Here is a 21,439-nt window from a genome sequence, read left to right on the forward strand (position 1 = left end):
TCAGGTCAGGATGGGGGGATGGGATTCCATGTCGATTCCGAGGCCGGGCGGCTGCGCCGTGTCATCCTGCACCGCCCCGACCTGGAGCTGAAGCGGCTCACGCCGTCCAACAAGGACGCACTCCTCTTCGACGACGTGCTCTGGGTGCGCCGCGCCCGCGCCGAGCACGACGGCTTCGCCGACGTGCTGCGCGAGCGCGGGGTGGAGGTGCACCTCTTCCAGGACCTGCTGGAGGAGAGCATGCGCTCCCCGGTCGCCCGGACGCTCGTCCTGGACCGGGTCTTCGACGAGAAGGAGTACGGCCCCCTGGCCACCGACCACCTGCGTGCCGCCTTCGACGAGATGCCCGTGGCCGAGCTGACCTCCTGGCTCGTCGGCGGGATGACCAAGCGCGAGTTCCTGGAGCGGCACGCCGAGCCGGTCTCCGTCCGCTTCCACGTCATGGAGCAGGACGACTTCCTGCTCAACCCGCTGCCCAACCACCTCTTCACCCGGGACACCTCCGCCTGGATCTATGACGGGGTGTCCATCAACGCCATGCGCTGGCCGGCCCGTTGGCACGAGACCGTGCACTACGAGGCCGTCTACCGCCATCACCCGCTCTTCGCGCAGGGCGGCTTCCACATCTGGTGCGAGGGGCAGGCGGCCTACCCCTCGACGATCGAGGGCGGTGACCTGCTGGTCATCGGCGAGGGTGCGGTGCTGATCGGGATGAGCGAGCGCACCACCCCGCAGGCGGTGGAGATGCTGGCCCGCGGGCTGTTCGCCGCGGGGTCGGCCCGTACGATCGTGGCGCTGGACATGCCCAAGGGGCGGGCGTTCATGCACCTGGACACCGTGATGACCATGGTGGACGGAGATACCTTCACCCAGTACGCGGGGCTGGGCATGCTCCGCTCGTACACCATCGAGCCCGGTGCCGGCGAGCGCGAGCTGAAGGTCACCGACCATCCGCCGGAGCACATGCACCGGGCGATAGCCGCCGCCCTCGGGCTGGACTCCATACGGGTGCTCACCGCCCGGCAGGACGTGCACGCCGCGGAGCGCGAGCAGTGGGACGACGGCTGCAACGTGCTGGCCATAGAGCCGGGCGTGGTGGTCGCCTACGAGCGGAACGCCACGACCAATACGTTCCTGCGCAAGCACGGCATCGAGGTCATCACCATCCCGGGCAGCGAACTGGGCCGGGGCAGGGGCGGGCCGCGGTGCATGAGCTGTCCGGTCGAGCGGGACCCGGTGCCCGGGCCCTGACCCCCTATCTGCATACTAATGCGAGTGGTTGTATAGACTTCCAACTTTGTACGCGCAGTGTCGATGACCTAGGAGCCCATCCCATGGCGACAGACCTCAAGGGCCGTCACTTCCTCAAGGAGACGGACCTCACCGCCGAGGAGTTCCACAGCCTGATCGAGCTGGCTGCCGAGCTCAAGGCCGCCAAGCGCGCCGGCACCGAGGAGCGCCGCCTCCAGGGTCGCAACATCGCGCTCGTCTTCGAGAAGACCTCCACCCGCACTCGCTGCGCCTTCGAGGTCGCCGCCGCGGACCAGGGGGCCCGTACGACCTACCTCGACCCGAACGGCTCACAGATCGGCCACAAGGAGTCGGTCAGGGACACCGCGCGGGTGCTCGGCCGGATGTACGACGCCATTCAGTACCGCGGCCACGGCCAGTACGTCGTCGAGGAACTCGCCGCCTATGCCGACGTGCCCGTCTACAACGGCCTGACCGACGAGTGGCACCCCACCCAGATGCTCGCCGACGTGCTCACCATGAGCGAGCACACTGCCAAGCCGCTGGAGCACGTCGCCTACGCCTACCTCGGCGACGCCCGGTACAACATGGGCAACTCCTACCTCGTCACCGGCGCCCTCCTGGGCATGGACGTGCGCATCGTGGCGCCGCAGGAGCTCTGGCCGGCCCCCGAGGTCGTCACCCGCGCCCGGCGGCTGGCCGAGACGAGCGGCGCACGCATCACGCTCACCGAGGACGTCGCCGAGGGCGTGCGCGGGGCGGACTTCGTCGCCACCGACGTGTGGGTGTCGATGGGCGAGCCCAAGGAGGTCTGGGACGCCCGGATCGCCCTGCTCGCCCCCTACACCGTCACCATGGACGTGCTGCGCGCCACCGGGAACGCGGCCGTGAAGTTCCTGCACTGCCTGCCGGCCTTCCACGACCTGGGCACCACGGTCGGCCGCGAGATCTACGAGCGCCACGGCCTGACCTCGCTGGAGGTCACCGACGAGGTCTTCGAGTCGGTGCACTCCGTCGTCTTCGACGAGGCCGAGAACCGGATGCACACCATCAAGGCGGTGCTGGTGGCCACGCTGGCCGGCTGACCGCCCGTCGCGAGTGCGCGGCAAGGGCCACCTCACCCTCTATCGCGCACTCGTGACGACGGTCACGTGGCGGTGATAACTTCACCGGGCAGGCACCAGCCCCCCGGCTGAAGGAGGCCGTCCTCCGTGAGTCCGTTCACCGGCTCCGCGTCCCGCACCGAGGAATGGCGGCACCTGCGCCTGACCCTCGACTCCGGCGTCGCCACCGTCACCCTCGCCCGCCCCGGCAGGCTCAACGCCCTCACCTTCGGCGCCTACGCCGACCTGCGCGACCTCCTGCCCGAACTCGCCCGCGACGGCTCCGTACGCGCCCTCGTGCTCGGCGGCGAGGGCCGGGGCTTCTGCTCCGGCGGCGACGTCGACGAGATCATCGGCGCGACGCTGGCCATGGACACCGGCCGTCTCCTCGACTTCAACCGCATGACCGGTCAGACCGTACGGGCCCTGCGCGACTGCCCGTTCCCCGTGATCGCCGCCGTTCACGGGGTGGCCGCAGGCGCCGGCGCCGTCCTCGCGCTCGCCGCCGACTTCCGCGTCGCCGATCCGACCGCCCGCTTCGCCTTCCTCTTCACCAAAGTCGGCCTCTCCGGCGGCGACATGGGCGCCGCCTACCTCCTGCCCCGCGTCGTCGGCCTCGGCCACGCCACCCGGCTGCTGATGCTCGGCGAGCCCGTCCATGCGCCCGAGGCCGAACGCATCGGACTCATCAGCTCCCTGACCGGCCAGGGAGAGGCCCACACCGCCGCCCAGGCCCTCGCCCGCCGCCTCGCCGAAGGGCCCGCGCTCGCCCACGCCCAGACCAAGGCCCTGCTCACCGCCGAACTCGACATGCCGCTCGCCGCCGCCATCGAGCTGGACGCCGCCACCCAGGCCCTGCTCATGAACAGCGCCGACTACGCCGAGTTCCACGCCGCCTTCACCGAGAAGCGGCCCCCCAAGTGGCAGGGCCGGTGACGGCGGCCGCGCGCGTCGCGGTCATCGGCGGCGGCCCCGGCGGCCTCTACGCCGCCGCGCTCCTCAAGCGCCTGGACCCCCGGCGCGAGGTCACCCTCTGGGAGCGCAACGCCCCCGACGACACCTTCGGCTTCGGCGTCGTCCTCTCCGACGAGACCCTCGGCGGCGTCGAGAGCGCCGATCCGGCCGTGTACGCCGCGCTCAGCCGGGAGTTCGTGCGCTGGGACGACATCGACATCGTCCACCGCGGAACCGTGCTGCGCTCCGGTGGTCACGGCTTCGCCGCACTGGGCCGCCACCGGCTCCTGGCGGTCCTCCACGCGCGCTGCCGCGCGCTCGGCGTCACCTTGAGATTCCGCGCCGAGGCACCGCCCGCCGCCGAACTGGCCGGCCGCCACGACCTCGTCATCGCCGCCGACGGCGTCCATAGCCGCACCCGCCACACCCACCGCGACCTCTTCGGCCCCACTCTCATCACGCACCGCTGCCGCTACCTCTGGCTCGCCGCCGACTTCGCCCTCGACGCCTTCCGCTTCGAGATCGCCGAGACCGAACACGGCATCATGCAGCTCCACGCCTACCCCTACGGCCCCCAGGCCAGCACCGTCATCGTCGAAATGCGCGAGGAGGTGTGGCGGCGGGCCGGCTTCGACCGCTGTGACGAGAGAGCCTCGGCCGAGCAGTGCGGCAAGTACTTTGCCGACCTCCTCGGCGACCGCCCGCTGCGCTCCAACCGCTCCACGTGGACCGCGTTCCGCACGGTCGTCAACGAACGGTGGTCCCACGGACATACGGTCCTGATCGGCGATGCCGCCCACACCGCCCACTTCTCCATCGGATCCGGCACCAAGCTCGCCGTCGAGGACGCCCTGGCCCTCGCCGGTCACCTCCAGGACGCGGCGACGGTGCCCGACGCCCTGGCGGCGTACGAGGCCGAGCGGCGCCCGGCGGTCGAGTCCACCCAGCGCGCCGCCCGCGCCAGCCTGGAGTGGTTCGAGAACCTCGCGCTCCACGCAGGCGGGCCGCCCCGCCGATTCGCCTTCGACCTCCTCACCCGCAGCCGTCGCGTCACCCACGACAACCTCCGCCTGCGCGACCCGCGGTTCGTCGCCGGCGTCGAGGCCGAGGCCGGCATACCACCCGGCACGCCCCCGATGTTCACCCCCTTCCGGCTGCGCGGCCTGACCCTGCGCAACCGCGTCGTGGTCTCCCCGATGGACATGTACTCCGCCACCGACGGCACCCCCGGCGACTTCCACCTCGTCCACCTCGGCGCCCGCGCCCTCGGCGGCGCGGGCCTGGTGATGACCGAAATGGTCTGCGTCAGCCCGCAGGGCCGCATCACCCCGGGCTGCGCCGGTCTCTACGCCCCGGAGCACGAGCGCGCCTGGCGCCGGATCACCGGCTTCGTCCACGGCCGGGCCCCCGGCACCGCCCTCGGCGTCCAGCTCGGCCACTCCGGCCGCAAGGGCTCCACCCGCCTGATGTGGGACGGCATCGACGAGCCGCTCCCCGACGGCAACTGGCCGCTCGCCGCCCCCTCCCCCCTGCCCTACCGCCCCGGCGTCAGCCAGACCCCGCACTCCCTGACCGTCCCCGGACTCGCGGCGATCCGCGAGCGGTTCGTGCGGGCCGCCGAGGCCGCGGCCCGCGCCGGCTTCGACCTCCTGGAACTGCACTGCGCGCACGGCTATCTGCTCTCCAGCTTCCTCTCCCCGCTCACCAACCACCGCGAGGACGCCTACGGCGGCAGCCTGGAGGCCCGGCTGGCCTACCCCCTTGAGGTCTTCGACGCCGTGCGGGCCGCCTGGCCCGCCGACCGGCCGATGACGGTCCGGATCTCCGCCACCGACTGGGCACCGGGCGGCACCACCGCGGACGACGCCGTCGCCATCGCCCGCGCCTTCGCCGGTCACGGGGCCGACGCCATCGACGTCTCCACCGGCCAGGTCGTCCCCGACGAGCGCCCCGAGCGCGGGCGCTCGTACCAGACGCCCTTCGCGGACCGCATCCGCCACGAGGTGGGCGTACCGGTGATCGCGGTGGGCGCCATATCGTCGTGGGACGACGTCAACTCCCTGATCCTGGCGGGCCGGACCGACCTGTGCGCGCTGGCACGCCCCCACCTCTACGACCCGAACTGGACCCTGCACGCGGCCGCGGACCAGGGCTACGAGGGCCCGGGCGCGCCGTGGCCCGTTCAGTACCGCGCAGGTAGCCGGAAGCCGCCGACCGGGCGGCGGGCCTGACCGATCCAGCCCGTCCGGCGTTTGAGGACCGGGGGCGGAGCCCCGGCACGGGCGCCTACGTCAGCCCCAGCGCCACGAAGTGCGCCCCCGCATCCCGCAACCGCGCGTGCAGCGCCGCGAAGACCCGCGCCGCCCGCCCGCCCGGCCACTCCGCCGGCAGCAGGGCCGCCGGCAGCCCGGGGTCCGCGTACGGCAGCCGCCGCCAGGAGTCCAGTGCGAGGAGGTAGTCGCGATAGGCCGCCTCCGATGGCACCGGCTTACGGCGCGACCAGCGGCGCAGCACCGGCTCGTGGGTGCCCAGGAACGCCCGGTGCTGCCTGGCCAGGGCGTCCAGGTCCCACCACCGGGCCACCGCCTCGGCCGTCGGCTCGAACCCCAGGTGGCTGCCCCGGAACAGGTCGACGTAGTCGGCCAGTCCCAGCCGCTGCAGGGTGTGGCGCGTCTCGTCGTGCACGTGGGCCGGGGCGATCCACACGCCGGGCGCCGCCGTGCCGAAGCCCAGCCGTGCCAGTCGCGAGCGCAGCAGGTGCCGCTTGTGCCGCTCCTGTTCGGGTACCGAGAAGACGGCCAGCAGCCAGCCGTGGCCCGATCGCCCGGAGGGGCGGCCGTAGATGCGCCGGTCGCCGTCGTCCAGCAACTGCCGGGCGGTGTGCGACAGTCCGTACGCCGCGGCGCCGCCGGCCGTGCGGTCCGCGACGAGCAGACCGCGCCGCTTGAGCCGGGAGACGGCGGACCGTACCGACGGGGAGTCCACGCCCACCGCACCCAGCAGCCGGATCAGGGCCGCGATCGGCACCGGGCCGGCGGGGGCGTCGACGCTACCGCGTCCGTACGCGCCGTAGAAGGTGACGATGAGGGACCGGGGGGTATGGAGCGGTTGCTGGTCAGTCACGGGGAAACTGTAAAGCGCCCGCGCGCAGCCTGAATCGCTGCAATTTGCCGGTGGGCGTACGGGGCAGGCCGTCGTGGAACACGATCTCGCGAGGGCACTTGTAGGGAACGATCTCCTTTTTGATGAACTCCCGCAGCTGCCGCACCGTTTCCCCTGTGCGCGGCACCCCGGCCCGGAGCACCACATGGGCGACGACGACCTCGCCCCGCCGCTCGTCGGGCCGGCCGACCACGGCAGCCTCCAGGACGTCGGGATGGCGCAGCAGGGCCTCCTCGACCTCGGGTCCGGCGATGTTGCAGCCCGCCGAGACAATCATGTCGTCGGCGCGTGCCACATAGTGGAAGTAGCCGTCGGGGTCGCGGACGTAGGTGTCACCGGTGAGGTTCCAGCCGTCGCGTACGTACCCACGCTGCCGCTCGTCGGCCAGATAGCGGCAGCCCGTGGGGCCGCGCACGGCCAGCAGGCCCGGCTCGCCGTCGGGCGCGGGCTCGCCGTCCGGGCCGAGGACGCGGGCCTCGTAGCCGGGGACGGGCAGGCCCGTCGCGCCGGGGCGGATGCGGCCGTCCGCCGCGGAGATGAAGATGTGCAGCATCTCGGTGGCGCCGATGCCGTTGATGACGCGCAGCCCTGTGGCACGCCGCCAGTCGTGCCACAGGGCCGCGGGCAGGTGCTCGCCCGCCGAGACGCATCTGCGGAGCGAGGAGGTGTCGTACGCGCCGAGCGTTTCGAGCATCGCCCGGTAGGCGGTCGGTGCGGTGAACAGCACGGAGACGCGGTGGCGTTGGATGTCGGCCAGCAGCTTCCCCGGACCGCGCCAGTCGGCCAGCAGCGTCGAGGCGCCCGCGCGCAGCGGGAAGACGACCAGGCCGCCGAGCCCGAAGGTGAAGCCGAGCGGGGGGCTGCCCGCGAAGAGGTCGTCCGGGTGCGGTCGCAGGACGCACGCCGAGAAGGTGTCGGCGACGGCGAGGACATCGCGGTGGAAATGCAGACAGCCCTTGGGAGGTCCGGTGGTTCCGGAGGTGAAGGCGATGAGCGCGACGTCGTCGGCGGAAGTGTCCAACGCCACATAGGATGTGGGTTTTTTCGCCGAACGCCGCAGAAGGTCGTCGGGAGCGTCACCGCCGAACAGCGTAATCCGTAAGTGTGGCACCGCCGCCTTGATCAGGTCGTCGGCCGATCGGGTGTCGCAGAGGGCGTGCCGCACCCGCGCGATCCGGCAGACGGTGGCCAGCTCGCCCGGGCGCTGCGCGGCCAGAACGGTCACGGCCACCGCGCCGGCCTTCATCACCGCGAGCCAGCAGGCCGCCAGCCAGGGCGTGGTGGGGCCGCGCAGCAGCACCCGGTTGCCGGGGGCGACGCCCAGGTCGGTGGTGAGCGTGTGCGCTATCCGGTCGACGTGCGCCTTCAGCTCGCCGTACGACCACACGCGCCCGCAGGCGTCCCGTACCGCCGGCCGGTCCGCACCCAGCCGGCCGGCCGTACCGTCCAGCAGCTCCACGCCGCAGTTGAGCCGGTCCGGGTAGCGCAGCCCCGGGGACCCCTGGAGGTCGAAGCGGAGATCCGGCCACTGTGCGGCGGGCGGGAGGTGGTCACGCGCGAAGGTGTCCACGTGCGCCGACCGGTTGAGCTCCATCGCGGATGCGCCCCCTCGCGCCGGGAGGGATGGGAGGTGAACGGGGGTCTTGCCAGCGACACGGATCCACTGTCAGCGTAGCGAGTCGGTGACGGCAGTCAACAGAGCGCGATATCTCAGGCGCGGGAGGGCGGGCCAGGTGACCACACCGTTCACACTGGACGGGGAGCAGCGCAAGTGGTGTGCCGAGCTGCGCACGCTCGCCGCACGACAGTTGCGCCCCCTGGCCGGCCCGGAAGCCCCGGGCCGCGTCAACCGTCCGCTCGTCCGGGCGCTCGGTGAACTCGGCCTGCTGGCCCGTGTCCTGCCCTCCGACGGCCCCGTGCGCGCCATGGACCTGTGCCTGCTGCGCGCATCGCTCGCCCAGGAGTGCACGGAGGCCGAGACGGCCCTCGCCCTCCAGGGCCTCGGCGCGTACCCGGTTCTGCGGTTCGGCACCGGGGAGCAGCGCTCGCGCTGGTTGCCGGAGGTCGTCGCGGGCCGGGCAGTGGCCGCCTTCGCGCTGAGCGAACCGGGCGCGGGCTCGGACGCGGCGGCACTGGAGCTGCGGGCCGCGCCCGATCCGGGCGGGGACGGCTGGCGCCTCACCGGCGAGAAATGCTGGATCTCCAACGCCCCCGGGGCCGACCTCTACACCGTCTTCGCCCGTACCGGACCGGCCCCCCGCGCGGCCGGCATCACCGCCTTCCTGGTGCCCGGCGACCGCCCCGGCCTCGGCGGGCAGCCGCTGGAGATGCTCGCGCCGCACGCCCTCGGCACCCTCACCTTCGACGGCGTCCCGGTCGGTGCCGGCGACGTCGTCGGCGAGGTGGGCGGCGGCTTCCGCGTCGCCATGAACACCCTCGACCTCTTCCGCCCGAGCGTCGGCGCCTTCGCCGTCGGCATGGCACGGGCCGCTCTCGGCGCGGCCCTGGCCCACGCAGGCGAACGCCGTGCCTTCGGCGGCCCGCTGAAGGACCTGCAGGCCGTCTCCCACCGGCTCGCCGACATGGCCACCCGCACCGAGGCAGCCGCCCTGCTCGTCCACGCCGCGGCGGCCGCCTACGACGCGGGGGAGCCGGGCATCGCCCGTCGCTCCGCCATGGCCAAGCTCTTCGCCACCGAGACCGCGCAGTACGTCGTCGACGCCGCCGTGCAGATCCACGGCGCCCGCGCCCTCCAGCGCGGCCACCTCCTCGAACACCTCTACCGCGAGGTCCGAGCACCGCGCATCTACGAGGGCGCCACCGAGGTCCAGCGCACGATCATCGCGAAGGAGCTCTACCGCGCTGCGGACGTCTACGGCGGCGAGTAGCCCGAGCCGTGCGCCGAGCCGCACGGGACGCAATAGCCGCACCGCCAGCGGACCGTCTTGACGACACCCCGTCTTGACCGCGGACCGCTACCGCACCCGACAGACCGCACCCGACAGACCGCACCCGCCCGACCGCCCCCGACAGACCGCCCCTGACAGACCGCCCCCGCCCGACCGGCACCGAGCCCGAGGAGCCCCGCTGATGACGCTGCACCGCACCAACCCCGCCGGGCTCTCCCCGCCCACCGGCTTCACCCACGCCGTCACAGCCACCGGTGGCCGCCTGGTCTTCCTCGCAGGCCAGACCGCGCTCGACGCGGGCGGCAGGCTGGTGGCGGGTGGCCTGCCGGAACAGTTCGAGCGAGCCCTGGGCAACCTCCTGGCCGCCCTGCGGGCCGCCGGGGGCGAGCCCCGCCACCTGGCGCGCGTGACCGTCTACGCCACGGACGTCGGCGCCTACCGTTCGTACGCCCGTGAACTCGGCGAGATCTGGCGCCGCCTGGCCGGTCGCGACTACCCGGCCATGGCGGTCATCGGCACCACCCGGCTCTGGGACGAGGAGGCGCTGGTCGAGCTGGACGGGGTGGCCGTGCTGCCCTGACGCCGCGGAACGCTGGGCAAGGGTGACGTTTCGACGGGACGGATTCCATGGCTTGACGGTTTTGAGCCGCGCTTGCGTCTGGCAGGGGCTCAGAAGATGCATCGGGCATCAGGAATGCAATAGCAAACTGGCGCGCAGGTGAACAGGCAAGCTGAATGTATCTCATATCTCACTCGTCCGGTTTGACTCCTATCCGGTGAATCTTCAAGACTTCGCCTTCGACCACCCTGCACACATCGGGAACTGCGTGCGGGGACGCTAGAGGGGTAACCAAAAACAGAATGAAGAAGAGTCAGGCCAACTCCGCACGCATGCGGAGGGCCATCACGCGCGGGCTCGTGACCACCACCGCGCTGGCCGCGGTCGCCGGTGTGGCCGCACCGGGCTCCGCCGTCGCGACGCCGTCGGGCGCAGTGGCCGCTGCAGCCGGTATCGGAACCAGCGACACGCAGCGGGTCGACGCGGCCGCCGTGGTCCGCCTCGACCCCAGCCCGGACGTGCTCCTGCTCAGCGACCACGACTTCATCCACGCGCTCTGGCAGAAGGCGAGGGACGCGGGCCAGAGCCTGGAGGCGGTGCGCCTGGCCGCCGAGGACGCCATGATGAGCAGTTCGGCCGACGACCACGTGCGGTTCATCACCACCGGTATTCACGAGGCGTACGCCATCGACAAGCAGCGGGAGAAGGACCGGGCCGACGGCGACCGTGCGGCCCGCCTCGCCAAGTCCCAGGCGCTGATCGCGGTGGGCATCCCGAACAGCCCGGACCTGCTGGGGCTCAGCGATGACAACTTCATCCGCGCGATCATGAAGCACGACGCCTCGGGCCCGGAGGCCAAGGCCGCGGCCGCCCGCGCGCTGGCCGGGGACGCCGCCGCGTGGCAGGAGTTCATCACCAACGGCGTCCGTGAGGCCCACCAGCGCGACGTGGCCAACGAGCTGAAGGAACTGGAGCAGAAGAACCGCGAGGAGGCCGAGCGCCGCAAGGAGCTGGCCGCCCGCAAGAACGCCGCGGCACTCTTCCGCATCACGCCCTCCGAGGCCATGCTCGCCCTCAGCGACGACAACTTCATCCGCGAACTGCTGCGCAGCACCCCGGGCGACGCCCAGGGCACCGAGCTCTACGCGGCGGGGCAGCGTGCGGTGCTCAGCTCCGACGCGGCGGTGTGGAAGGAGTTCATCCGCACCGGCGCCGAGCAGGCCTACAAGCGCGACGACGAGGCACGCCGCAAGAAGATCGCCGAAACCAACCGGCGCCGCGCGCTGCAGATCCAGGCCGGGGCCGAGAAGACGGGGATGAACCCCAATCTGGTGGCCGCGGCGAAGAAGGCGCTGGCCGGCAGCGACGAGGACGTCGTCGAGTTCCTCAAGGAGGACAGCCAGTACCGGGCGAAGCGGCAGTCCCTCCAGCCCAGCGGTGGCAAGCAGGCCGGCTGGTACGTCCGCCAGTCCGGCGTGGACGGCGGAGAAGCCTTCGTCGCCCCCGTCGACGCCAAGGGCAAGCAGTCCGACCGCGAGGACGCCACCTGGGTCATCGTCCCCGCGCTCGCCAGCCAGGCCGGCTGCTTCTCCTTCGAATCGGCCCGCAAGCCCGGCTACTACCTGATGCAGAAGGACCTCCGGGTGCGGATGGCCGCCGACGACAAGAGCGACCAGTTCCGCAAGGACGCCACCTGGTGCGCCCGCAAGGGCCTCACCGGTTCCGGGACGTCCTTCGAGTCCGCGAGTCAGTCGGGTCGTTGGCTGCGGCACTTCTGGGGTGACCTCTACGCGGCCGACAAGGCCGACAAGAGCGGCAAGCACCGCTTCGACACCGCCGAGAACTTCGCCCAGGACGCCACCTGGAAGCTCTCCGCCCCCCTCGCGCGCTGACCGCTGCCCGCCGAGTTCACTCCTCAAAGAAGAACGGAAAACCCCCATGTCTCGGATCATCCGAGCCGCACTGGCCACCGCCGCCAGTGTCGCCGCGCTGGCCGGCAGCGTCACCACCGCACACGCGGACGAAACCACTCCCCGTGCCGCCGCCGCACCCTCCTTCGTGCAGCTGCAGGCCCAGCACAGCGGCCAGTGCCTCACCATCGCGAACGGCAGCCTCCGCAACGGCGCCGACGCGGTGCAGTCGAAGTGCGCGGACGACCTGGACAACCAGCTCTTCGACCTGGCCCCCACCGGCTCGGCGACCTTCGAGCTGCAGGCCAAGCACAGCGGCAAGTGCCTGGAAGTGGACAACGCCGACACCAAGGCGGGAACGAACACCCAGCAGTGGTGGTGCGTCGGCAAGCCCCAGCAGCGTTGGAAGCTGGTCATGGTCGACGTCGCCAAGGAACTGTACGAGCTGCGTCCCATGCACGCCCCGGAGCGCTGCCTGGACATCTCCGACGCCAGCCTCAAGGACGGCGCGAACGCCCAGCAGTGGTACTGCAACGGCACCACCGCCCAGCGCTGGCGGATCCAGCCGGCCAAGGCCTGACGTTCCCGGACGCCGCGGAGCTGATCACCACATGGTGACCGGCTCGGCAGCGGCATGCGCAACACCGTGCCCAACACACTCTGGGCACCCATGACTTTCGAGAAGAAACGGATCACACCATGGCACGGATCATCCGAGCCGCGCTGGCCATCGGCGCCAGCCTCGTCGCGCTGGCCGGCGGCGCGACCACCGCATACGCGGACGGGCGCGACCCCGCCGAGGCTGCCGCCCGCGCAGCAGCCGCTGCCGCCGAGGCCGCCGCCAAGGCCCGGGCGGCGGCCTTGGAGGCCCACAACCGCACGGGACTGCCGGAAACGGTCGTTCAGCTCCAGGCCGCACACAGCGGCAAGTGCCTGGACATCGACCACGCCAAGACCGAGAACGGCGTGCGGGCCCGGCAGTGGACCTGCAACGGCAGCGACGCCCAGAAGTGGCGCATGGTCCCCGCCGCCGACTCCTCCTACGAACTGCGGTCCGTACCCAGCGGCAAGTGCCTCGAAGTGGAGAACAGCGACACCAAGGCCGGCGCCGCCGTCCAGCAGTGGTCGTGCGTCAACACCAAGCAGATGCGCTGGCAGGTCGTTCTCGTCGACCCCGTCAAGAAGCTCCACCAGCTGCGCCCCATGCACACCGAGGACCGTTGCCTGGACATCGTCGACGCCAAGACGGACAACGGCGCGAAGGCACAGCAGTGGTCCTGCAACCAGACCGACGCCCAGCTGTGGCAGATCCAGCCGGTCAAGTGACCTCCGCGAGGGGACCACTGCAATGAAGACTGTTTTCTTGAGAGGGCCGAAGTGAGTCGTCAGTGGTGGGTCGCCCAGGCGTTGACGGTCAGCATGCTGGCCGGCGGAGGCGCGCTCGTGGGAGCGGCACCGGCGTTCGCCGATGCCAGGGTTCCGGCGGTCGCCCCGGCCGACCAGCCGGCCGATCAGGCCTCGCTCATGAAGGCCGCAGCGGCCGAGGAAGCGCGTAACTGGGTCCTCTCGCTGGCGAAGTCGCGTCTGCCTGCCGAGGTGCGCACATCGGCGTGGAACGCCCTGCGCAGCACTCGTGGGGACGACGCGATCGCGGAGTGGATGGCGCCCGGTGGCGGCTACGACGCCGCCAAGCAGCGGACCCGGGACGCCCGGGCCCGGAACAAGGCCTTCTGCGAGCGGGTGGTGGCCACGCACACCAAGGAGTTCTCTCCCGAGGTGCGCGCCGCGGCTGAGCGTGCGTTGAAGGGTACGGCCGCCGACCAGGCGGCGTTCGTGAAGACTGGATACGCCGACGCCCAGCGGCGTGACCGCGCCGTCCGGGAGTCGAACGCGCAGCACAAGCTGGACGTCGCGGCGAAGGACCGGGACTTCGTGCGTTCTCTCGCGGAGCACGACCCGGGCGAGCAGGTACGGGTGGCGGCGCAGTGGGCGTTGCGCCCCGGTGCCGTCGACGCGGACGTCGCGGAGTTCTTCGGCTACGGCTGGGTGACCGGCGGAACGCTGGACCTGGAGAGTCAACGGATGCGGGTCGCGGACGCGGAAACGCTGCGGCACCACACCTTGTCCCTCCTGATTAAGCAGGCGGTGGCGGCCGAGGAGGCCGTGAAGGGCGCGGCCGACGCCGCGAAGGCCAGGGCCGAGGCCGAGCAGGCTTGGAAGGCGGTGTCCGAGCACTCCGCCGCCGCGCAGAAGGCATGGGAGGCCGAGCAGGCCGCCACCACGGCTCAGATGGAGAACTGGCAGAACATCGCCAAGGCCGCCCGGGAATCCTCGGACGAGCTGTGGAAGAACATCGCCCAGCCGGCCGAGGCCAACCAGGACGCCTGGTCCAAGGAGCAGGCCGAGTCGCTCGAGGCGGCGAAGTACTGGAAGGCCATGTTCGACCGGGCCCGGGACGGCGAGAGCCGCGTCAAGGGCTGATCGACCTCGTACGTCCGGCCGGTCCGCCTGACCTGCGGACCGGCCGTATGCGAGCACCCTGCCCACGCACATGAGGGGGCAGGGGCATTTTTCTGTTCACATCAAAATAGGGGGACTCTTCCTGTGATGGGTAGATTCCGGCCGAGGGCCGGACGGCTACGTGGTGACGTAGCCGGAGTAATGAGAACGGTCGTGTCCACGGCGGTGGCCGTGGCGATTCTGGGTGGTTCGACCGGGGAGGCCACCGCCGCGACCGCGACGCGTGCCGAGGCGGCGGCGAAGGCCCAGACGCTGGCCACGCTGGACCGTCTGGCCGCCTCGCTGCCGAAGCCGGCCCCCGCGCCGACGGCCGCTCCGCGGACCGAGCTGGACAAGGTCAGCGCGGAGCGTGACCGGCAATTGGTGCAGGACTACGCGGAGTTCGACGACGAGGAGGAAGTCCGCGAGGCCGCCAAGAAGGCCCTGGAGAGCAGCGACCCGAACGCGATCCGGGAGTTCCTGGAAAAGGGCGAGGCCGAGGCCCGCAAGCGTGCCGCGGAGAAGCGAGCGGGCTCCGACGAGAAGAACCGCAAGCAGATCGAGGGGATGCGCGGCACTGGCGGGTCGTTCTTCAACGCCGAGGTCGAACGTGTTCTGAAGGGCACGCCCAAGGACCGGGCCGACTTCCTCGCCTTCGGCGCCGAGATCGCCAAGCAGCGGGACAACAAGGACAAGGAGAACGCCGAAAAGCGCGCCGCGGAGCTCCGCAAGCGCGTGGAGATGCTGGCGGCCTCCGGTGGTCCGGAGGTGAAGAAGGCCGCTCAGGCGGCGCTGGACACCAACGACAACGCCAAGATCGAGGAATTCCTCGAGAAGGGCTACCAGGTCGCCGCGCAGAAGGACGCCGACGCCCGGGCCGCCCATGAGAAGGCCCTGAAGGAAGCACAGGAAGCCGCGGAGAAGCTGCGGCAGCTGGCCGAGAAGGCCGCCCGCGCCGCCGAGGCCCGTACGAAGCTGATCGCCGCTCACGGCGACGCGGTCAAGGCGCTCAAGAACGCCGCCAACGCGATGACGTCGGCTGCCGCGTCCTCCCGCGAGGCCGACCGGATGCTCGCGGCCGACCGGGCCGGCAAGCGCCTGTCCGACTACGGCAACGTCAAGGCCGAGGTCGCCCGCCAGGTCGAGAACGCCGGCACTGCGGCCAAGCAGGCCAAGGTCGCGGCCGCTCAGGCCAAGGTGCAGGCCGATGTGCTGGTGGAGACCGGGCTGACCTACGGCACCCAGTGGTCCGAGGTCGCCTCGGGCATCGCCGCGGCGGCGGAGGCGGCTGTCAAGGCCGGCGAGACCGCACAGCACGCCGTCGACGCCACCGAGGCCGACGCCAAGGGTCTGAACGCCAAGAACCAGGCCGAGCTGCACGAGCAGCAGGCCAAGCAGTGGCGCGCCAACGCGGAGGAGCACGCGAAGGTAGCGGCCAAGCTGGCCGAGGCCGCCGAGAAGCAGGCGAAGATCGCCGCGGATGCGGCCGCCCGGACCAAGGCGGCCCGCATCGAGGCGGAGAAGGCCGAGCAGCAGGCCTGGGAGCACGCCAAGAAGGCGCGCGAGGCCCGCATCGAGGCGCAGCGTCAGGCGCAGATCGCCGCTGAACAGCGCGCGATCGCCGAGCGCGAGCGCGACCTGGCCGCGGCGGCGCGGGCACGCGCCGAGCGCGAGCGGGACATCGCCGCGGCGGCGCGTGCGCGCGCCGAGGCCGAGGCCCGAACGGCGTCGGCAGCACGAGCGGAAGCCACGGCGGCTGCGGCTACGGCGGCTGCGGCGCGGGCGGATGCCGCGGAGCAGGAGGGCATCGCGTCCAAGGCGGACGAGAACGCCCGCGGTATGGAGACTAAGGCCCGCGACGCCTGGCGCAAGTCCCGCGAAGCCAGGATGGACTCCGACGCCAAGGCGTCCCGGGCTCAGGCCACCGCGTCGATGGCGGCCGCGGCCAAGGGCACCGCATATTCCGTGGAGGCTCAGACCGCGGCGGCCACGGCTCGGGCGGATGCCGATACCGCCAACTCGGCGGCCGGTGAGGCCCAGGGTGCCGCTGATACGGCCAGTGGTGCCGCGATCCGGGCACGTTCGGCGGCGACTGAGGCCGCTGGTGCGGCGGCTCGTGCACGGGCGGCGGCGGCGGAAGCCACCGCGCACGCTGCACGCGCCAACGAGGCGGCGAGCAAGGCCGAGGCGGCCGCCGCCGCCGCGAACGCGGCGGCGAACAAGGCCGAGGCCGAAGCCGCCGCCACCCACGCCGCGGCTCAGCGCGCCAACCTCAAGGCCGCTGAGGCCACCGCACAGGAAGCGCGTGCGGGCATCGCCGCGCACGAGGCCGCACGTCTGGCCGGGCTGGCCGCGATGGAGGCCAACAACGCCCTGCAGGCGGCCAACCGCACCAAGGACGAGGCCGAAGGCGCGGTCCGCGAGGCCGCTATGGCCAGGCTCCAGGCCGGCATCGCAGTCCAGGCCTCCACGGCGGCCCGGTCCACGGCGGCCGGCATCGCCGACCCGGCGAACACGGCCATTGAGCTGACGGCCCCGTTCTCCGGCAAGGACGTCGACGCCGACTTCGCCGCTGCGGTAGCCACCGCAGCACAGGAGATGGGCGCGGAGCAGGTCGCCTCCGCGGAAGCCAAGGCCGCCGAAGCGGTCAAGGCCGCCGAGGCCGCCGAGGAGGCGGCGAAGCGGGCCAACGCCCAGGTCGCCCCGGCTTACAAGGCCGCCGCGAACGCGGCACGATCTGCGGCGAACGCCGCACGCTCGACCGCGGCGGCGATGAAGTCCGCCGCCGAGGCCGCAGCGGATGGCGCCAAGGCCCGAGCCGCCGCAGCCCGCGCCAACCAGGCCGACGCGCAGGCCCAGGAAGACGCCAGAGTCGCCCGCCAGGCCGCCAACCAGGCCTACGCCGACGCGTCAGCAGCACGCCAGGCCGCCAACCAGGCCGAGGCCGAAGCAGCCCGCGCCCGCGGCGCCGCAGCCGAAGCGGACCAGCACGCCGCCGCAGCGAACAGCGCGGCCAACCTGGCCGAGCACGAAGCCACCGTCGCCCAGGGTGCAGCGGCCCAGGCGAAAGAGGACGCCGTCGCCGCCGGCAAGCTCGCCGACTCCGCCGAATCGCACGCCAAGTCGGCGAAGGAGGCGGCCGGCAACGCCCTCAAGTACGCCAAGGAAGCGGATGAGGTAGCCAAGAAGGCCGAGGCGGAGTACGAAGAGCGGCAGCGCAAGGCCCGCGAAGAAGCCGCCAATGCCGACAGGGTAAGTGGCCGTGAGCTGACCGCAAAGGACAAGCGGGCACTCGAAGACATCGGCTTGACGCCCGAGGAATACGCGAAGTATCAAAAGCTTGCGAACATGAACTTCGCTGACTTCCTGAAGGAAATCGGTGGCGAGCTTCTCGCGCAATACTTCGACGTAGAGAACATTCAGAAGTGCTACAGCGAAGGCAACGTTGAGGCATGCTTCTGGGCGTTGGTCAATAACCTTCCCTGGGGCAAGGCGCTCAGGGCAATCGAAAAGTTCCCGGAGATCGTCAAGGCCATCAAGCGTCTTGTCGGTATCGACAAGCTCCTCGACGAGTCAGCTAAGGCAAAGAAGCTGATCAAGGAGACGGAGGAGGTTCTCGAGGAGGTCAACAAGAGGGCTCCCTTCTGTCCGGTAAAGCCCAAGCCCAAGAGCTTGGCGGCGCCCGGGAACAGCTTTACACCGGAAACCCCGGTACTGATGTCCGACGGCACCCGCCAGCCGATCAAGGACATTCGGATCGGGCAGCAGGTTCTGGCCACCGACCCGGAGAGTGGCACCACTGACGCACGCATGGTCACCAATGTGATCATCGGCGAGGGTCAGAAGGACCTGGTCGAGATCACCATCGACACAGGCGGCGAAGCTGGGCATGCCACCAGCGCGGTCACCGCCACCGGCAACCACCCGTTCTGGGTGGAAAACCAGCACCGCTGGCTGGACGCCGCAGACCTCAAGGTGGGTGACCGTCTACGCACCCCTGACGGTAAGCTGCGAGAAATAGTTGGCGCCCGTTCCTGGTCCGAGTTCCGTAAGGTCTACAATCTCACCGTCGAAAGCACCCACACGTTCTACGTGTTGGCTGGCAACACGCCGGTCCTCGTTCATAATGATGCCGGGGGCTTGGGGCTGAGCCGCGAGGAGTGGATTGCAAAGCTGATCGGTGGCAAGGTCGCCAAGGGTCCCAATGGACAGGACATTCCAATTCACATGCCGAATGTGGGATCAAGTGGCCTTGACGTTTTCGGGCCGGACGGGGAGTATGTTTTCGTGGGTGGTGGCGCCAAGGCCAAGAACCCGTCGAAATTCGGTGGCGCCCTGAAGATAGCCAAGTATGCCGCAGACCAGGCTGGCGTCAAGGCGATTTACTACCTGGCCGACAATACGCCGGAGTCGGCTGTGGCCCAAGCCAAGAAGGTATTCGGAGACGAGAACGTGCACATCTTCACACTGCCGACGAAGTGCTAGTCATGTCCGATGCATTCATTCGGTGGTACCGCGAGTCAGCCACTACGCCGGTTCTCGCCGAGCAAGTTGAACTCTTCGCGAAGCATGGAATTCAGCTTCGCCACCCGGCCCTGGGTGCAGTCATGGCGATCGACGTCGAGGGGAATAATGTCCCTCTGGAGCGAGAAGAGCTTGATCGCCTTCTCGGTCTTCGGATCTCGTCCATCACTATGAACTGGTGGTTCTCGGAAAACGTAAATGTAGTCGACGAGTACTCCTACGAACCGCTCGGCTGCGAGATCCAGACATTCTGGCTGGATGGCCTTACTGGCGAAGAGGCGCAGAGGGTGGAGACGGCTCTCACGGAGGCTGCAACAAGATTTCCAACGCCTACTCGTGCTTTGGTCATTGACCGACGCGGTATCTCCGATCCTGACGACTGGGACTCGATCATCCTTTATGAGGGCCAGATGGTTCCGGAGTTCCCTGACAGGGTGATAGTGCAGGGCCAGGTTGCATCAAGGTTTCTGCAGGCTTCACCTGAACTCCTCAGGGAGGAAGGCGGAAGTGGGCTGAGTCTGCTCACGTCACGCCGCCTGGCGTGAGCATTTTTGGGTCTGCCGTCAAGGCGCCTTGAATGCAACGGTTGATCGAGCCGGGCAATGCGGCATCAGTCACGGACGACATCGATTGATGCCATAAACCGGCTCAGTAAGGCGAGTTACGGCGGGCACTCGCACGAGTGCCCGCCGTAACTTTTGGTCGAACCGGGCGATCTGTGCCGTAGAGGGATGACGGCAGAGGTTTCTCCCAGCCCGAGGGGATCCACTGTGGTTTGCTCTACAGCGCCCGCCACCCGCAAAGCCGGGTACCCCAGGCGCTGTGCCCCTGGCTCATGCTACGGACGCGCCCCCATCCCCCGTCGAGCCGTCAGGTGCGAGAGTGCCCAGCCGTTGGCCGCGTCCTCCGCGAGTGCGGTGGCACGGACGACGGCTCACAGGCAGCCGGCCGAGGTGGCTGAATGTCATCTCGGCTCCCGGGGCTGCTAAATATCCCGGAACGTCTCGATCTGCGCCCCCACCGAGTTCAGGCGCTCCGCCAGTTCCTCGTACCCCCGGTTGATGACGTACACGTTGCGCAGCACCGACGTCCCCTCCGCCGCCATCATCGCCAGCAGCACGACCACCGCCGGCCGCAGCGCGGGCGGGCACATCATCTCGGCCGAGCGCCAGCGCGTGGGGCCCTCGACCAGCACGCGGTGCGGGTCGAGGAGCTTGACGTCGGCGGCGAGGCGGTTGAGGTCGGTGAGGTAGATGGCGCGGTTGTCGTAGACCCAGTCGTGGATGAGGGTCTGGCCCTGGGCGGACGCGGCGATGGCCGCGAAGAACGGCACGTTGTCGATGTTCAGGCCGGGGAACGGCATGGGGTGGATCTTGTCGATCGGCGCGCGCAGCTTGGACGGGCGGACCGTCAGATCGAGCAGGCGGGTACGGCCGTTGTCGGCGCGGTACTCGGCGCTGCGCTCGTGGTCGAGGCCCATCTCCTCCAGGACGGCGAGCTCGATCTCCATGAACTCGATCGGCACCCGGCGGATCGTCAGCTCCGACTCCGTCACCACGGCGGCGGCCAGCAGGCTCATGGCCTCCACCGGGTCCTCGGACGGCGCGTAGTCCACGTCGCGGTCGATGGTGGCGACGCCGTGCACGGTCAGGGTCGTGGTGCCGACGCCCTCGACCCGTACGCCGAGCTCCTCCAGGAAGAAGCAGAGGTCCTGGACCATGTAGTTGGAGCTGGCGTTGCGGATGACGGTCACGCCGGGGTGGCGGGCGGCGGCCAGCAGGGCGTTCTCGGTCACGGTGTCGCCGCGCTCGGTCAGCACGATGGCCCGGGTGGGGGAGACCGAGCGGTCGACCTGCGCGTGGTACGTGCCGTCGGTGGCCGTGACCTCCAGGCCGAAGTGGCGCAGGGCCGTCATGTGCGGCTGGACCGTGCGGGTGCCGAGGTCGCAGCCACCCGCGTACGGGATCTTGAAGTGGTCCATGCGGTGCAGCAGCGGGCCGAGGAACATGATGACGCTGCGGGTGCGGCGCGCGGCCTCGGTGTCCATGGCCGCCAGGTCGAGCTCGGCGGGCGGCACGATCTCCAGGTCGTTGCCGTCATTGATCCAGCGGTGCCGGACGCCGATGCTGGCGAGCACCTCGAGGATCCGGTAGACCTCCTCGATCCGCGCGACCCGCCGCAGGGTCGTGCGGCCGGCGTTGAGCAGCGTGGCGCACAGCAGCGCGACACACGCGTTCTTACTGGTCTTGACGTCGATGGCGCCCGAGAGGCGGCGCCCGCCGACGACGCGCAGGTGCATCGGCCCGGCGTAGCCGAGGGAGACGATTTCGCTGTCGAGCGCCTCACCGATGCGGGCGATCATATCAAGACTGATGTTCTGATTTCCGCGCTCGATGCGGTTGACCGCGCTCTGGCTGGTGCCGAGAGCGTCCGCGAGCTGGGACTGGGTCCAGCCACGGTGCTGTCGGGCGTCACGGATGAGCTTGCCGATGCGGCCGAGGTAGGCGTCTGTCATGAGACAGACGGTATCTCAGATATGAGATTACTTCTCCGTACGCCATGGCTCTC

The 21,439-nt window shown here is 70.5% G+C and carries 15 protein-coding genes; 12 read left to right on the plus strand and 3 right to left on the minus strand.

Annotation, left to right across the window (positions count from 1 at the left end; all coding sequences use genetic code 11):
- The first annotated feature begins 18 nt into the window (after nt 1-18).
- The 4 genes from AB0F13_RS04370 (at nt 19) to AB0F13_RS04385 (ending at nt 5,539) form a co-directional block, all read left to right on the plus strand.
- Nucleotides 19-1,251, plus strand: coding sequence for an arginine deiminase (locus tag AB0F13_RS04370; protein WP_362074956.1), 1,233 nt, complete (start codon nt 19-21; stop codon nt 1,249-1,251).
- An 83-nt stretch (nt 1,252-1,334) separates the two neighbouring features.
- Nucleotides 1,335-2,336: an ornithine carbamoyltransferase gene (gene argF, locus AB0F13_RS04375; protein ID WP_362074959.1), complete on the plus strand. Its 1,002-nt coding sequence runs from the start codon at nt 1,335-1,337 to the stop codon at nt 2,334-2,336.
- 126 nt (nt 2,337-2,462) lie between these two features.
- Nucleotides 2,463-3,290 carry an enoyl-CoA hydratase family protein gene (locus tag AB0F13_RS04380; RefSeq protein ID WP_362074962.1) on the plus strand — a complete coding sequence of 276 codons (828 nt, stop codon included), beginning with the start codon at nt 2,463-2,465 and terminating at the stop codon, nt 3,288-3,290.
- Nucleotides 3,275-5,539, plus strand: a complete 2,265-nt coding sequence (locus AB0F13_RS04385) for a bifunctional salicylyl-CoA 5-hydroxylase/oxidoreductase (RefSeq protein ID WP_362074965.1) — start codon at nt 3,275-3,277, stop codon at nt 5,537-5,539. The genes AB0F13_RS04380 and AB0F13_RS04385 overlap by 16 nt, the downstream gene beginning before the upstream one ends.
- A 55-nt stretch (nt 5,540-5,594) precedes the next feature.
- Here AB0F13_RS04385 and AB0F13_RS04390 read toward each other — a convergent pair whose 3' ends face one another.
- Both AB0F13_RS04390 and AB0F13_RS04395 read right to left on the minus strand, forming a co-directional pair.
- Nucleotides 5,595-6,431, minus strand: coding sequence for a PaaX family transcriptional regulator C-terminal domain-containing protein (locus tag AB0F13_RS04390; RefSeq protein ID WP_362074968.1), 837 nt, complete (start codon nt 6,429-6,431; stop codon nt 5,595-5,597).
- Nucleotides 6,424-8,064, minus strand: coding sequence for an AMP-binding protein (locus tag AB0F13_RS04395; RefSeq protein WP_362074971.1), 1,641 nt, complete (start codon nt 8,062-8,064; stop codon nt 6,424-6,426). The genes AB0F13_RS04390 and AB0F13_RS04395 overlap by 8 nt, the downstream gene beginning before the upstream one ends.
- Nucleotides 8,065-8,203: 139 nt before the next feature.
- On the opposite strand from AB0F13_RS04395, the gene AB0F13_RS04400 reads away from it, so the two are divergent.
- The 8 genes from AB0F13_RS04400 (at nt 8,204) to AB0F13_RS04435 (ending at nt 19,416) form a co-directional block, all read left to right on the plus strand.
- Entirely contained in the window at nt 8,204-9,358 is a 1,155-nt protein-coding gene (locus AB0F13_RS04400; protein ID WP_362074974.1) for an acyl-CoA dehydrogenase family protein, read from the plus strand.
- A 199-nt stretch (nt 9,359-9,557) separates the two neighbouring features.
- On the plus strand, nt 9,558-9,959 hold the full coding sequence (locus AB0F13_RS04405; RefSeq protein WP_362076014.1) for a RidA family protein: 402 nt from the start codon (nt 9,558-9,560) through the stop codon (nt 9,957-9,959).
- Between the two features lie 281 nt (nt 9,960-10,240).
- Nucleotides 10,241-11,830: an AbfB domain-containing protein gene (locus tag AB0F13_RS04410; protein ID WP_362074977.1), complete on the plus strand. Its 1,590-nt coding sequence runs from the start codon at nt 10,241-10,243 to the stop codon at nt 11,828-11,830.
- Nucleotides 11,831-11,876: 46 nt separating this feature from the next.
- A complete protein-coding gene (locus tag AB0F13_RS04415) occupies nt 11,877-12,428 on the plus strand; it encodes an RICIN domain-containing protein (RefSeq protein WP_362074980.1) in 552 nt (183 codons plus the stop codon).
- Nucleotides 12,429-12,547: 119 nt separating this feature from the next.
- A complete protein-coding gene (locus AB0F13_RS04420) occupies nt 12,548-13,174 on the plus strand; it encodes an RICIN domain-containing protein (RefSeq protein WP_362074983.1) in 627 nt (208 codons plus the stop codon).
- A 51-nt stretch (nt 13,175-13,225) separates the two neighbouring features.
- A complete protein-coding gene (locus AB0F13_RS04425; RefSeq protein WP_362074986.1) occupies nt 13,226-14,329 on the plus strand; it encodes a hypothetical protein in 1,104 nt (367 codons plus the stop codon).
- 192 nt (nt 14,330-14,521) lie between these two features.
- Nucleotides 14,522-18,832 (plus strand): polymorphic toxin-type HINT domain-containing protein, encoded by a 4,311-nt coding sequence (locus AB0F13_RS04430; RefSeq protein ID WP_362074989.1) that lies wholly within the window; start codon nt 14,522-14,524, stop codon nt 18,830-18,832.
- Between the two features lie 2 nt (nt 18,833-18,834).
- A complete protein-coding gene (locus AB0F13_RS04435; RefSeq protein ID WP_362074992.1) occupies nt 18,835-19,416 on the plus strand; it encodes a hypothetical protein in 582 nt (193 codons plus the stop codon).
- Nucleotides 19,417-19,856: 440 nt separating this feature from the next.
- On the opposite strand, the gene AB0F13_RS04440 is transcribed toward AB0F13_RS04435, so the two are convergent.
- Nucleotides 19,857-21,386 (minus strand): UDP-N-acetylglucosamine 1-carboxyvinyltransferase, encoded by a 1,530-nt coding sequence (locus AB0F13_RS04440; protein WP_362074995.1) that lies wholly within the window; start codon nt 21,384-21,386, stop codon nt 19,857-19,859.
- Nucleotides 21,387-21,439 lie beyond the last annotated feature (53 nt).

This window comes from Streptomyces sp. NPDC026206, from assembly GCF_040638465.1.
Taxonomy (GTDB): Bacteria; Actinomycetota; Actinomycetes; order Streptomycetales; family Streptomycetaceae; genus Streptomyces.

Excerpts from the sequence above, each read along its gene's own strand:
- AB0F13_RS04410 (WP_362074977.1), top strand. The coding sequence starts at position 10,241 with ATGAAGAAGAGTCAGGCCAACTCCGCACGCATGCGGAGGGCCATCACG.
- AB0F13_RS04395 (WP_362074971.1), bottom strand. The coding sequence starts at position 8,064 with ATGGAGCTCAACCGGTCGGCGCACGTGGACACCTTCGCGCGTGACCAC.
- AB0F13_RS04370 (WP_362074956.1), top strand. The coding sequence starts at position 19 with ATGGGATTCCATGTCGATTCCGAGGCCGGGCGGCTGCGCCGTGTCATC.
- AB0F13_RS04415 (WP_362074980.1), top strand. The coding sequence starts at position 11,877 with ATGTCTCGGATCATCCGAGCCGCACTGGCCACCGCCGCCAGTGTCGCC.
- AB0F13_RS04435 (WP_362074992.1), top strand. The coding sequence starts at position 18,835 with ATGTCCGATGCATTCATTCGGTGGTACCGCGAGTCAGCCACTACGCCG.
- AB0F13_RS04420 (WP_362074983.1), top strand. The coding sequence starts at position 12,548 with ATGGCACGGATCATCCGAGCCGCGCTGGCCATCGGCGCCAGCCTCGTC.
- AB0F13_RS04440 (WP_362074995.1), bottom strand. The coding sequence starts at position 21,386 with ATGACAGACGCCTACCTCGGCCGCATCGGCAAGCTCATCCGTGACGCC.
- argF (WP_362074959.1), top strand. The coding sequence starts at position 1,335 with ATGGCGACAGACCTCAAGGGCCGTCACTTCCTCAAGGAGACGGACCTC.